12 protein-coding genes are annotated in these 13,159 nt (G+C 54.6%); 3 read left to right on the top strand and 9 right to left on the bottom strand.

The features are described 5' to 3' along the window. Nucleotides 1-59: 59 nt before the first annotated feature. A complete protein-coding gene (locus tag BIS10_RS01300; protein WP_083023881.1) occupies nt 60-653 on the bottom strand; it encodes a hypothetical protein in 594 nt (197 codons plus the stop codon). Nucleotides 654-995: 342 nt separating this feature from the next. Here BIS10_RS01300 and folE point away from each other — a divergent pair, with 342 nt between their 5' ends. Both folE and BIS10_RS01310 read left to right on the top strand, forming a co-directional pair. Then, nucleotides 996-1,547 carry a GTP cyclohydrolase I FolE gene (folE, locus tag BIS10_RS01305; RefSeq protein ID WP_044628002.1) on the top strand — a complete coding sequence of 184 codons (552 nt, stop codon included), beginning with the start codon at nt 996-998 and terminating at the stop codon, nt 1,545-1,547. Between the two features lie 113 nt (nt 1,548-1,660). Beyond that, a complete protein-coding gene (locus tag BIS10_RS01310) occupies nt 1,661-3,121 on the top strand; it encodes an NAD-dependent succinate-semialdehyde dehydrogenase (RefSeq protein ID WP_253501673.1) in 1,461 nt (486 codons plus the stop codon). A gap of 73 nt (nt 3,122-3,194) precedes the next feature. Here the strand turns inward: BIS10_RS01310 and purH are convergent, their stop codons facing one another. The 8 genes from purH to ppa all read right to left on the bottom strand — a co-directional run bounded on the left by purH (nt 3,195) and on the right by ppa (nt 12,077). Next, a complete protein-coding gene (purH, locus tag BIS10_RS01315; RefSeq protein WP_253501677.1) occupies nt 3,195-4,775 on the bottom strand; it encodes a bifunctional phosphoribosylaminoimidazolecarboxamide formyltransferase/IMP cyclohydrolase in 1,581 nt (526 codons plus the stop codon). A 48-nt stretch (nt 4,776-4,823) separates the two neighbouring features. Then, nucleotides 4,824-5,147, bottom strand: coding sequence for a DNA-binding transcriptional regulator Fis (gene fis / locus BIS10_RS01320; protein ID WP_083023880.1), 324 nt, complete (start codon nt 5,145-5,147; stop codon nt 4,824-4,826). Beyond that, nucleotides 5,144-6,184 carry a tRNA dihydrouridine synthase DusB gene (gene dusB / locus BIS10_RS01325; protein WP_253501680.1) on the bottom strand — a complete coding sequence of 347 codons (1,041 nt, stop codon included), beginning with the start codon at nt 6,182-6,184 and terminating at the stop codon, nt 5,144-5,146. The genes fis and dusB overlap by 4 nt, the downstream gene beginning before the upstream one ends. A 98-nt stretch (nt 6,185-6,282) precedes the next feature. Next, nucleotides 6,283-7,194 (bottom strand): 50S ribosomal protein L11 methyltransferase, encoded by a 912-nt coding sequence (gene prmA / locus BIS10_RS01330; protein ID WP_253501683.1) that lies wholly within the window; start codon nt 7,192-7,194, stop codon nt 6,283-6,285. Nucleotides 7,195-7,330: 136 nt separating this feature from the next. Beyond that, nucleotides 7,331-8,671: an acetyl-CoA carboxylase biotin carboxylase subunit gene (accC, locus tag BIS10_RS01335; protein WP_044627997.1), complete on the bottom strand. Its 1,341-nt coding sequence runs from the start codon at nt 8,669-8,671 to the stop codon at nt 7,331-7,333. A 30-nt stretch (nt 8,672-8,701) separates the two neighbouring features. Next, entirely contained in the window at nt 8,702-9,163 is a 462-nt protein-coding gene (accB, locus tag BIS10_RS01340) for an acetyl-CoA carboxylase biotin carboxyl carrier protein (protein ID WP_083023875.1), read from the bottom strand. A 332-nt stretch (nt 9,164-9,495) separates the two neighbouring features. Continuing rightward, nucleotides 9,496-11,373: a protein-disulfide reductase DsbD gene (dsbD, locus tag BIS10_RS01345; protein WP_392567140.1), complete on the bottom strand. Its 1,878-nt coding sequence runs from the start codon at nt 11,371-11,373 to the stop codon at nt 9,496-9,498. A 173-nt stretch (nt 11,374-11,546) separates the two neighbouring features. Next, nucleotides 11,547-12,077 (bottom strand): inorganic diphosphatase, encoded by a 531-nt coding sequence (gene ppa, locus BIS10_RS01350; RefSeq protein WP_044627994.1) that lies wholly within the window; start codon nt 12,075-12,077, stop codon nt 11,547-11,549. A gap of 351 nt (nt 12,078-12,428) precedes the next feature. On the opposite strand from ppa, the gene BIS10_RS01355 reads away from it, so the two are divergent. Next, nucleotides 12,429-13,159, top strand: a 731-nt coding sequence (locus BIS10_RS01355; protein ID WP_392567141.1) for a PP2C family protein-serine/threonine phosphatase, incomplete at its 3' end; no start/stop codon positions are given.

Here is a 13,159-nt window from a genome sequence, read left to right on the forward strand (position 1 = left end):
CTTTAAAGGCGACCCTTAGTGAGATGCTCGCGAAGGGCCGCCTGGGTCTTGCAGGTTGACTACTCAGGCTGCTCTGTTGGGGCTGGGTTTTCTACGCTTTGGTCAGGGTCTGGACGCTCACCAGGAATAGGGTTGCCGACACCTTCCCCATTGGCTTGGCGACGGGTGGCATTAATGTCAGCCGAGGGATTGTCTTGAGCCTCAATACGGACGCTTTGATCTAATGCCAAGACGAAGGTTTGTCCAGGAGTTAATGAGCAGGAGCCGTCGTCGCAGGCAAGACCATACTGGCCATCTTCTGCATAGGCGCTGGCTGAAAAAGTGCCTGAGTAGATGGCGCTTTCTGAATCGTGGGTTTCAATGCAGGTTGCGTCTTGGGTAGTAATACGGACGCGATCACCGTTTAATTGCGCATTGGCTACTAACAAGCAGTATTCAGGCAGTGAATGGGTGGTGCCGCTTGCTTGTTTTGGATGCAGCAGAATATCGCTGTAACGTGTTTGGCTGCTATCAAAATTCAAAGCTTCAACGACTTCAACGCCTACTTTCGCGCCGCTGGGAAGTTCCAGCGCCGACTCTTCTGCGTGCAAAGGTGATACAAAGAAAGTACCCAGCAGGGCAGTTAGCCAAAAGGGCGATGATTTAAATGACATAGCATACTCTCAACAGTGGCCCCTGCACTATTAGCAGGAAAATTGTGCTTTTATCATAGCACAGCTCAATTAGTGCCGAAGGGGGGTGCGTGTCACTCTGCCACAGCCTGCATAGGTGCGTTAAAATAGATTAATCTACTGTTAGTATTGTACATGAATTGATTAAGATATATTTTTTGTACAGGATAGGCGTTCAGCTAGCACTCGCAGGGTAAGGCAGCTAAACGGAAGAAACCGTAAGCTACTCAGTAGCTTGCCGATAATGGAAGCTCGCTGGCGCGATAACATTGCTGCAAGGCGATTAAGTGATAGCGAATAAGCACAGTTTTGATGAGGCCTACAATGACCGACGATCTCGCCCAACACTACCGTCAAATTATTTCCGCGCTCGGTGAAAACCCTGACCGTGAAGGGCTGCGAGATACACCAAAGCGCGCAGCTAAAGCCATGCAGTTTTTAAATGCTGGTTATCATCAATCATTAGAAGAAATAGTGAATGGGGCCGTTTTTGAGTCACAGACCGATGAGATGGTGCTGGTCAAAGATATCGAGCTCTACTCCATGTGTGAGCACCATTTACTGCCTTTTATCGGCAAATGCCATATCGCCTATCTGCCGAGTGGCAGGGTGCTGGGCCTTTCCAAATTTGCTCGTATCGTCGATATGTATGCACGTCGAATGCAAATCCAAGAGAATTTAACGCGTGAAATCGCCGAGGCGGTTCAGCAGGTTACTCAGGCAAGAGGGGTGGCTGTTGTGATTGAAGCCCGCCACCTCTGCATGATGATGCGCGGTGTGGAAAAGCAAAATTCCAGTATGACCTCATCGGTTATGTTGGGAGGTTTTCGCAGTAGCCAGGCAACGCGCCAAGAATTTTTAACGCTGATCAACTGATCTGAGTGAAACTCAGCAGGTTTCATGTCAAAGACTTGGTTAAATGCCTCGTTTCGTCTTAGCATGAACAAGTAAATGAGCCTGCAAGGCCGTCATTTGGTCAGGAGTCTGTCATGGAAGCGCTGAAAGAAACACAGCTGTATTGCCCGTTTGCCTATATTGACGGCAGTTGGGTAGCCGCCGACAGCGGTGAGCAAATCAACGTTTTGAATCCAGCCACTGGTGAGTCGGTTGGTGAGATGCCACGCCTAGGTAAGGCGGAAACCGAACGTGCCATTGATGCTGCCGATGCGGCGCTGCCGTCATGGCGGGCGTTAACCGCTCAGGAACGGGCAGACTTATTGCTCAAGTGGCATGACCTAATGCTTGAACACAAGCATGACCTTGCTCTGCTGATGACCCATGAGCAGGGCAAGCCAGTGAAAGAAGCAGAAGGTGAAATTGCCTACGCCGCGAGCTTCTTACGCTGGTTTGCTGAAGAAGCTCGCCGTGTTTACGGTGAAACCATTCCAGCCGCCAATGCTAATCAGCGTATTGTGGTGACGAAACAGCCGGTAGGCGTTGTTGGCGCGATTACGCCGTGGAACTTTCCCGCTGCGATGATTACTCGTAAAGCAGGGGCGGCACTGGCTGCTGGCTGTACCATCGTGGTGAAGCCCGCCAGTCAAACGCCTTTTTCCGCCACTGCGCTGGCGTTACTCGCCGAACGTGCTGGCATTCCCCGTGGGGTTTTCAATGTGGTGCCAGGCAGTGCGTCTGACATCGCGAAAGCGCTTACAGAATCTCCCAAAGTCCGTAAGATCACCTTCACGGGCTCGACGGAGGTGGGGCGCACTCTGATGGCTCAGGCCGCTGAGCATATCCAGAAAATTTCTTTGGAACTGGGGGGCAATGCGCCGTTTATCGTTTTTGAAGATGCAGATTTAGACGCGGCTGTTGAAGGTGCCATGGCGGCTAAATTCCGTAACGCCGGGCAAACCTGTGTATGTACTAACCGCTTTCTGGTGCAATCCAGCGTCATTAACGCGTTTTGTGAAAAACTTGCCGTTGCAATGAACAGCGAGCTAAAGGTGGGGGATGGAACAGAGCCAAATATTAATATTGGCCCGCTCATTGACGAGAATGCTGTTAAGAAAGTCAGTGAGCACGTTCAAGATGCCATTGATAACGGTGCGGAGCTGCTTCTGGGTGGACACCCGCACCCCTTGGGTGGCAACTATTTCACACCAACGCTGATCAGCTTTGCTACCGATGCAATGAAAGTGGCCCACGAAGAGACGTTTGGCCCGCTGGCAGCCGTTTTCCCCTTCGATGACGAAGAGACCGCCATTGAGATGGCCAACGACACCCAGTACGGCTTGGCTTCTTACTTCTACTCTCGCGATTTGGCTCGCGTGTGGCGCGTAGCGGAGGCGTTGGAGTATGGCATGGTGGGCATTAACACCGGGCTTATTTCCAATGCGGCGGCACCCTTTGGCGGGGTGAAAGCGTCGGGTCTTGGCCGTGAAGGTGGCCATCAAGGCTTAGAAGAGTATCTGGAAACGAAATACCTGTGCATTGATCTTGGCAAGTAATACGTCCTAGACCGAAAAAGCCCTCACTTGAAGCAAGTGAGGGCTTTTTTTAATGCAGGAGGCTATCCTCTGATTAGTGGCGGAAGTGGCGCATGCCGGTAAATACCATGGCAATGCCCGCTTCGTTAGCGGCATCAATCACTTCCTGGTCGCGCATGGAGCCGCCAGGCTGGATAACCGCCGTAATGCCCGCTGCTGCGGCGGCATCGATGCCGTCTCGGAAGGGGAAGAAGGCGTCAGAAGCCATCACTGAACCAGGAACGGAAAGCCCTTCATCTGCCGCTTTAATGCCGGCAATTTTAGCCGAGTAAACCCGGCTCATTTGGCCTGCTCCTACGCCAATCGTTTGGCCTGCTTTGGCGTAAACAATCGCATTGGATTTCACGAACTTTGCTACTCGCCATGCAAAGGCAAGGTCGCGCAGTTCTTCTTCAGACGGAGCGCGTTCGCTTACCACGGTAAGCTCATCTTCAGTGACCATGCCTTGATCACGATCCTGTACCAGCAGGCCGCCATTCACGCGTTTGAAGTCAAACGCAGGCTGCGCCGTACCGGGCCAATGAGCGCTTACGTCCAGTAGGCGCACGTTCTGCTTCTCGGCCACAATGGCGGCTGCGTCGTCGCTGACCCCTGGAGCGATAATGACTTCGACAAACTGGCGGTCAATAATCGCGCGTGCGGTTTTGGCATCCAGCGGTACATTGAAGGCGATAATGCCGCCAAAGGCGCTGGTCGGGTCGGTCGCGAAAGCTTTCTCGTAAGCTTCCAGAGCCGTTGCGCCCACGGCAACGCCGCAAGGGTTGGCGTGCTTGACGATGACACAGGCGGTATTCTCAAAGGCTTTTACGCACTCAAACGCCGCGTCAGTGTCAGCCACGTTATTGAATGAGAGCGGTTTGCCTTGAAGCGTCTTGGCGGTGGCAACGCTTGGCTCGCTGGCGGCGGGGTCCACATAGAAAGCCGCTTTCTGATGCGGGTTTTCACCGTAACGCATGTCCTGCTTTTTATGCAGCTGCAGGTTGAAGGTGCGGGCAAAGGTGTCGTCTTCGCTGGCTACCTGACGGCCAAGATAGTCGGCGATGGCACCGTCGTAACCAGCGGTATGCTCAAACGCTTTAACGGCTAGATCAAAACGGGTGGCGGCGCTCACTTGACCAGAGTGGTCGTTAAGTTCGCCCAGCACCCGGTCGTAGTCGCTGGCGTTAACCACAATCGTGGTATACGCGTGGTTTTTGGCGCAGGCACGTACCATGGTGGGGCCGCCGATATCGATATTCTCGATGGCGTCTTCCAGCGTGCAGTCTGGCTTGGCGACCGTGGCGGCAAAGGGGTAAAGATTCACCACTACCATGTCGATTGGTGAGATGTCATTCTCTGCCATGACAGCGTCGTCTTGGCCGCGGCGTGCCAAAATACCGCCGTGAATTTTTGGATGCAGCGTTTTAACGCGTCCATCCATAATCTCTGGAAAACCGGTGTGCTCAGATACTTCCTTAACCACAATACTGTTCTCTTGCAGTAAACGGAAGGTGCCGCCAGTGGATAGCAGCTCGACGCCATGTTCGGCGAGGCCGCGGGCAAACTCTACGATGCCAGTTTTATCGGATACGCTCAGCAGGGCGCGGCGAACGGGGGTAGCGGTACTATCGGCCATAAGGGTGCTCGTCGTGTGCAGGTCGGAGTTTAAAACAACAACGCCCCTTTAAGGGGCGTCACTTTCAATTAATCCATACAGCTTAAGCTTTTTGCGCAGCGTGCCACGGTTTAAACCAAGCACATCCGCCGCGCGCGTTTGGTTGCCATCGGTGTGTTCCATTACACATGCCAACAGAGGAGCTTCCACCTCTGCCATCACCATGGCATACAAATCGGTAGTTTGGCTGCCATCGAGATGTTCGAAGTAGCGGCGCATTGCCATCTCAACCGCTTCTCTTAGCGGCTGTGGCTGGGCACTGTCGGAAGGGTCTGCTAGCGTGCCAGAGAGATGGGAGGAGCGTTCGCTGGAGAACAGGTTGCGTTCATTCATGCAGCATGGCTTCCTTTGGCTAGCAGACGCTTAGCGGCGTCGTGGGTCATGGCGTTATTAATCCAGTCAAACTGCGCTTCAGTCGAGGCAAGGGCATTAAACTGCTGCTTGAGCGCTCGCTGTTCAACGTCTGAAAAGCGGTGGTCGTCATTGAGATACCAGCCGACATGTTTGCGTGCGATGCGTACGCCCATGGTATCGCCATAGAACGCATGCAGTGCCTGCAGATGCTCAAGTAGTATCTGGCAGCGCTCTGTCAAACTGGGTGGTGCTAACCTTTCACCATGAGTTAAGTAGTGAGTGATCTGTTGAAAAATCCACGGATTTCCCTGAGCGCCTCGGCCTACCATTACGGCATCTGCGCCTGTATAGCGCAGCACGTGGGCAGCCTTTTCGGGCGACGTGATATCGCCGTTGGCAATCACCGGGATAGCAAGGTGTGACTTAATCTCAGCAATCGTGTCGTATTCAGCCTCACCAGTATAGCGCTGTTCTCGGTGACGGCCATGGACAGCCAGAGCCTGAATGCCTGCAGACTCTGCCAGTTTGGCAATGCGCAGTGCATTGTTCGACGCGGCGCACCAGCCGGTGCGTATCTTGAGCGTGACGGGAATATCCACTGCGCTCACTACGGCATCTAAAATCTCAGCAACTAGCGCTTCATCGCGCATTAGGGCAGAGCCCGCCGCCTTGTTGCAGACCTTTTTCGCTGGGCAGCCCATGTTGATGTCGATGATTTGCGCGCCAAGCTCAGCATTAAGCCGGGCGGCCTGGGCCAGCATCTTGGCATCGCCACCGGCAATTTGCACTACCCGGGGGGCGGGCTCGCCTTGATGATCCATGCGTAGCTGAGATTTACGGGTATGCCATAGCGAAGGGTCAGCGGTGACCATTTCACCTACTACCCAGCCAGCGCCTAGCCGACGGCAGAGCTGGCGAAACGGACGGTCGGTGACGCCCGCCATGGGAGCCAGCATTACCGGGTTAGGCAGTTGGTAAGGCCCAATCGCAGGTGGCGAAGTAATCATCAAGGTCATTGCGGTGCACTTTGGTAGGCATGAAATCGACGAGTAGGACGTTTCAAGGGGGCGTATGATACGCCTACTCGACAAGGGATTGAAGGCCAATTCCGATTTTATGCGGGGCGGTGACCCGTCAAACGCACCCAGCCTTCGCGCACGGTGGGTTCATCCATATAAAGCCCTTGGGCTTCGTAGGCTTCCAGCACATCTGAGGCTTGATTGGCCAGTATGCCGGATAGTGCAATGTGACCACCGGGCGCTACGTGGCCAGCAATCATGCTAGAAAGCTCGACCAGTGGTCCTGCCAGAATATTGGCCGTGACGATGGGGTAGGAGCCGCCTTTGAGTTGTTCTGGGTAGTAGAGCGCGAGCTGCGCCGCACCAATAGCATTACGCTCCGCGTTTTCGCGGCTGGCTTGTAGCGCTTGTGGGTCAATATCCGTGCCGTCTGCATGCGTCGCTCCCAACTTCAGCGCCGCAATGGCGAGGATGCCCGACCCACAGCCTACATCCAGTACGGCTTTGCCCTGCAGTTCATTACGCACGGCTAAACTATCCAGCCACTCAAGGCATAGCGCGGTGGTCGGATGTGTGCCTGTACCAAACGCGAGGCCCGGATCAAGGATTAAATTGACTGCGCCAGCTTCGGGCGGCTCATGCCAACTAGGAACAATCCATAGCCGTTCACCCATGCGCAGAGGGGTGAAATCATCCATCCACTCCCGCTCCCAGTCACGGTCAGCCAGCAGCTCGTATTCAATGGTCGGGCACGGCTCACCGGGCACTTGCTCAGCCCAGGCGGCTTCAATACGGCTTAACATGTCGTTGATACCGTCGAGATCATCATAGAGGCCCGTCAAAATGGTGTCTTGCCATAGTGGGGTTGTGCCGCGCTCGGGCTCAAAGACGGGATCGTCGTGGGCGTCCTGTAGGCCAATGGCCGTCGCGCCCTCCTCGAGCAGCAGCTCTTCGAGAAGGTCGGCTTGTTCGGGGGCGACGTGTGCTTTTAATTGCAGCCAGGGCATCGGGGGTCTCCACGGCGTTTAGAGGATAAAGGAACAAGCGAAATTGCGATATAACTAGGACAAAACAGCAGCGGGGTGGCGATGGCCACCCCGCAGAAACACCCGCCAAGCGGCAGGCGTAGTAGCAACCTATGGCTTAGCTGCTTAGCTTCTTTTCCAGGTAGTGAATATTGACACCACCCTGGCGGAAGTAGCTATCCCGCACCAGATCTTTCTGAAGGTCGATATTGGTCTTGATGCCTTCGACCAGCAGCTCATCGAGCGCGTTGCGCATGCGCGTTAAGGCAATCTCGCGGTCAGCGCCCCAGGTAATCAATTTACCAATCAGGGAGTCGTAGTGCGGCGGAACGGTATAGCCGGTGTAAAGGTGAGAGTCCATCCGAACGCCTAAGCCACCGGGTGCGTGGAACAGTGTGACTTTGCCAGGAGAGGGCATAAAGGTACGCGAATCTTCGGCATTGATACGGCACTCAAAGGAGTGACCGTTCAGCTTTACATCTTCCTGGCGAATTGAGAGCGGCATGCCCGACGCAATACGCAGCTGCTCTTTAACGATATCCACGCCCGTGACCATTTCTGTCACCGGGTGCTCTACCTGTACGCGGGTGTTCATTTCGATGAAGAAGAACTCACCGTCTTCGTATAGGAACTCGAACGTACCCGCACCGCGGTAGTTAATCTCGATGCACGCCTGGCGGCAGGCTTCAAGCACTTTAGCACGGGCTTCTGGATCAATACCTGGGGCCGGTGCTTCTTCGAGTACTTTCTGGTGGCGGCGCTGTAGCGAGCAGTCGCGGTCATACAGGTGAATAGCATTGCCCTGGCCATCAGCCAGCACCTGAACTTCCACATGGCGAGGCTTCTCGAGAAACTTCTCCATATAAACCGTGCCATCGCCAAAAGCGGCATGGGCTTCGGTGCGGGTAACGGTAATGGCGGAGAGTAGGTGGCCTTCGGTATGCACAACACGCATGCCGCGTCCACCACCACCGGCAGCCGCCTTAATGATGACTGGGTAGCCAATGCGACGTGCAGTGGCCAGGTTAGTGGCGTCATCATCACCTAGCGGGCCGTCGGAACCGGGTACTGTCGGTACGCCAGCGACCTTCATGGCTTCAATCGCGCTGACTTTATCGCCCATCAGGCGAATGGTTTCAGCGCGTGGGCCAATAAAAGTGAAGCCCGAACGCTCCACCTGCTCGGCAAAGTTGGCGTTCTCAGATAGGAAGCCATAGCCGGGATGAATGGCGCTTGAGTCAGTCACTTCAGCCGCGCTGATCAGCGCAGGGATGTTTAAGTACGATTGCGCCGAAGAGGCAGGGCCAATGCAGACGGCTTCATCGGCAAGACGAACGTGCATCAGTTCGCGGTCTGCTTTGGAGTGAACCGCAACAGTTTTAATCCCTAGCTCTTTACATGCGCGTAAGATACGAAGGGCTATCTCGCCGCGGTTCGCGATAAGTACCTTGTCCAGCATGGGAGAATCCACCCGTGTTGATATGAAAGATTAAGCGAGGACGATCATCGGTTGATCAAATTCCACCGGCTCGCCATCTTCCACTAGGATGGCCTCAACCACGCCGTCGCGGTCGGCTTCAATCTGGTTCATCATTTTCATCGCTTCAACGATACACACAGTGTCGCCTTGCTTCACTGTATCGCCTACTTCAACGAATGCTTTCGCACCTGGTGCCGGGCTGCGATAGAAAGTGCCTACCATCGGCGAGTTAACTGCTTCACCGCGATAGCTAGCGCCTTGAGGTTCGGCATCGGCGGGGGTAGTGGCCACTGGCGCTTGAGGAGCAGCAGGCGCGGGCTGCGCGTACTGAGGCATCGGTTGCGGCTGCCACGCAGCGCCGTTGGGGTGACGGCTGATACGAACCGATTCTTCACCTTCCTGAATTTCGATTTCACTGATGTTGGACTCTTCCAGCAGCTCAATCAGTTTTTTAACTTTGCGAATATCCATTCGTATAGCCCCAAAAGTTGATCAAAGTAACACGTCGTCACAGGAGAGATATGCCTGCTAGGCGCGGCGCTTTTAAGCGCAGTAAACCAAATTTAAAAATGAAGAGAACGCAGCACGATGGCGAACGTTAACCCAGACTCAGCGCTAAAAGATGGGTTTTTTAGCAAATATGGCTGTGGAGTTTGCCGAAAAAGTCACCCACTGTCCAGTGGCCGCGGTAATGTGTGTGATATTTGCGACTTAAACAACTGTTTGACGACGATCGCGACACGGCAGCTTAAAAATGTGTTCAAAGCCGGTTGCACTGTCGCAACCGGCCATGAGTTCATCTTTTATCCCTGCTGCCAGCGCTTGAACGAGTCGAGATGCTGAACGAGGTCTTGAGCAGTCACTTCGCCCTGAATGCGAGCCTCACGCACTTCCTTGCCCTGGCTAAAGAGTAGCAGGCTGGGCGGGCCAAAAAGGTTGAAATGATTGAGCAGTTCGCGACTTTGTGCATTGGTCTCTGTCACATCGACCGCGATTAGTTGAAAATCGTTCAATGCAGCGGCGACTTGAGGATCAGGATAGACATCTCGCTCCATCAGTTTGCAGGAGATACACCACTCTGCAGTGAAGTGGGCAAACACGGGCTGCCCCGCTTGAGAGGCTTGCTCCAACTCAGACTGTAGTGCGCTGAGACTGTCGACTTCTTCAAAGATCGGAGTGGTAGCGGCTTCCCCTGTACTAGAAGTGGTCACTGATAGCGGTCGTAATGGATTGCTGCTTCCTTGGGCGGCGCCCAACACTAGTGCTACCCCCCAGGCCAACAGCATTAACCCCGCCGTTTGCCGGGCTTTTGCCCAGCCGTGAGAGGGCGATGTATTCAGTGCGCCAAGGGTGAGGGCACTGCCGATTGCTAGGGCCGCCCACAGCAGAAGAGAGATTGATGGCGCAATTAAACGCTCAATCATCCAAATCGCTACACCTAATAACAACAGCCCGAAAGCAATTTTAACGCCATTCATCCAGCCGCCAGAGCGGGGTAGCAGCGTTGCGCCGAAGGTGCCCACGAGCAATAAAGGGAGCCCCATGCCAAGTCCAAGCGCAAACAGCACTGCGCCACCCATAATGGCGTCCCCAGTGGAAGAGATAAATACCAAGGCGCCCGCTAGCGGAGCCGTTACGCAGGGAGACACCACTAGCACTGACAGCGCACCCGCCACCGCCAAGCCCAGTGGGCCACTGCGCTGGGCGCGGGCTTGCCAAGTGTCTACTTTACTGGCGATTCGCGGTGACATGCGAAGGTCAAAGGCGCCAAACATTGCCAAAGCGAGCAGGGTAAACAGAATGGCAAAAGTAATTAAAACGGGGGCGGACTGTAAATGTGCCTGGAGGTTTAGCCCGGCTCCAAACAGCCCCATTAATACGCCCACTAGGGCATAGGTAACGGACATGCCAAGCACATAGCTGGCGGAGAGTACAAAAGCGCGGGGCTTGGTGGGGTTCTGGCCAACCACGATGGACGACAGAATGGGAATCATCGGCAGCACACAGGGCGTAAAGGTTAGCCCGATGCCAGCGAGGAAAAAGAGCCCTAAGGCGAGCGGTAGGCTGGTATCACTAATCAGCGCGCTGAATTTGCTATCTTCACTTTGCGGGGCGGAGAAGCCAGCGTTCTCGCCCGATTGAGTCGCTGCGCTGCTTGGGGCAGGTTCACCCGTGCTTGTTTGATTTGGAGAGCTTTGTTCGCTCTCATCCTGCCAGTTGGCAAACGTGCTGGGCGGTGACGTTTCTGCGGCTTCAAGGGTGATGCGCTCAGGTGGGTAGCATAACCCCGCATCGGCGCATCCCTGAAAGGTCAGCTCGATACTGATTGGCCCGCTATAAGGGGCGCTCAGCGGAACATCAAAAACGAGCTGATCGCGAAAAACGTACACATCCCCCACAAATTCATCGGTGGTGAATGTGCCCTGTGGGATAACAGGCTCTTCTAAGTCGACCGATGCCTGCTGGCTCGTGACGGCAAGCTGGTGGCGGTACAAATAGTACTCATCGGCAATGTCGATCCCAATGCTGAGCGTATCACCATCGTGCCACGCGCTGGGTTGGAAGGCTTCCATCACTGGCAGGAAGTCGCTTTGATTGCTTGAGGAGAACCACTGTCCATGGGCCAATAAAGGTAGCCAGCACAGCATAAAAAACAGGCTAAAACGTCGCATGAGTAACACGGAGTATCCTTGCGCATTGGTAACAGGTTGGGGGTACAAAGAGGCAGGATAGCGCACCTGCTGAGATTAGCGTATTTACTGCGGTGACGTGACGCGGTGCTTCATGCTCCGTTAATGTAAACGCAAAAGGCCGCCTCTAAAGGCGGCCTTTGCAAGCAGTGTCGTGACGCTAATTACGCTTTTTTGTAAGCCGCGGCCGACTTTTCGATGGCCTTGCGAGCGGCTTCAACGCCTTCCCAAGACTCAACTTTGACCCATTTGCCTTTTTCGAGGTCTTTGTAGTTCTCGAAGAAGTGAGCAATTTGCTGGCGCAGCAGTTCGGGCAGGTCAGTCACTTCCTGCACGTCATCATACAGCGTTGAGAGTTTCGGGTGCGGCACGCATACCAGCTTGGCGTCTTCGCCGGCTTCGTCGGTCATGTTCAGAATGCCCACCGGACGCGCGCGAATGATGCTGCCAGGCGCTACCGGATGAGGGGTCACTACCAGCGCGTCTAGCGGGTCACCGTCGTCGGCCAGCGTGTGCGGGATAAAGCCGTAGTTGGCCGGGTAGAACATGGGCGTGGCCATGAAACGGTCAACGAGGAGGGCACCCATATCTTTGTCGATTTCGTACTTAATCGGCGCGTGGTTAGCAGGAATTTCGATCGCCACGTAGATATCGTTGGGCAGATCCTTTCCAGCGGGGATGTTATCAAAGTTCATCGTTGGTTCCTTGGCTTGGCTTTTCTTACCTATTGCAGAGCGCAGTAGCTAAGCAGTTGATGCATTGCATTAATGGTGAAGAATTATACGAACAAGGTCGATAGATTACCAATGCGACATAGGTGTTTAGCGGCGTGGATGTTGAAGATCACCGCGATTTAAGGGAATGCCTCATATTAGGCAGCTTAGTGAGCTTCAAAGTAGTAATGGGGTACGGGCTGGGTTTTTGTACCGGTCGCGACGTTAGGTGGGCATCGTTTCGCTGTGCCAGCGTGTATGATAGCTCTCTGTGGTTGTGATAGTAGTGGATATGGTGGTTGCGATGGTGAGCCGTAAGCCCAGGAGGATGAGTTGGCGCACGCCCAGTTGCTAATTAGTTATGGTCAAGCGTTTGTTGCCCCAGAGCGGCGGCAGCACCGCAGCTCAATGTCGGTGCGCCTGCCGGAAGCACCGCTGTTAAAAGTGAAGGGCGGCTGTGCGGTGATTAGTGACTCGATTTCCCGCAATACCATGGCCAAGCAGGCTGGGGATTTGAGTGTTCGTGGGTTTCTCTCTGATTACTACTCGACCCCCGAGCACTGGGATACCAAAACCTCGGCCACCCGCGTGCTGCGCGCCCTCAATAGTTGGTGCTATAGCCAAAGCCAGCATGTTAAAGAGGGTAGCTTTGTTTCCTCGCTCTCCGCGATGGTGTTTTTGGGCCGCGAAGGGCATCTGTTCCATATGGGCGATACGCTGGTATTTCGCTTACGTGGCGCCGAGTTTGAGCAGCTCACTCGCGACCACGTGACCGATGTGGGCGGCTATCGTTATCCTTCCCGCGCGTTGGGCATGGACGGTAGCGTGGATATTGATTACACCCATCTAGCGCTCAAGCAGGGCGACCTATTTGTGTTCACCACCCAAGCGGTTCGGGGCACGCTAATGCCGTCGGACTATGTGCGCCTCATTCGGCAAGATGCCAGCGACTTGGATGCCGCCTGCGAGCGTTTGGCCAACGAGGCAAAGCAGCGCGCTCAGGAGCGCGGTTACGGCGGTGATCAGTTCTGCTTTCAACTCCTGCGTATTGATGAGCTGCCGGA

The sequence above is a fragment of the Halomonas sp. 707B3 genome, assembly GCF_024158645.1.
GTDB classification, from domain to species: domain Bacteria; phylum Pseudomonadota; class Gammaproteobacteria; order Pseudomonadales; family Halomonadaceae; genus Vreelandella; species Vreelandella lionensis.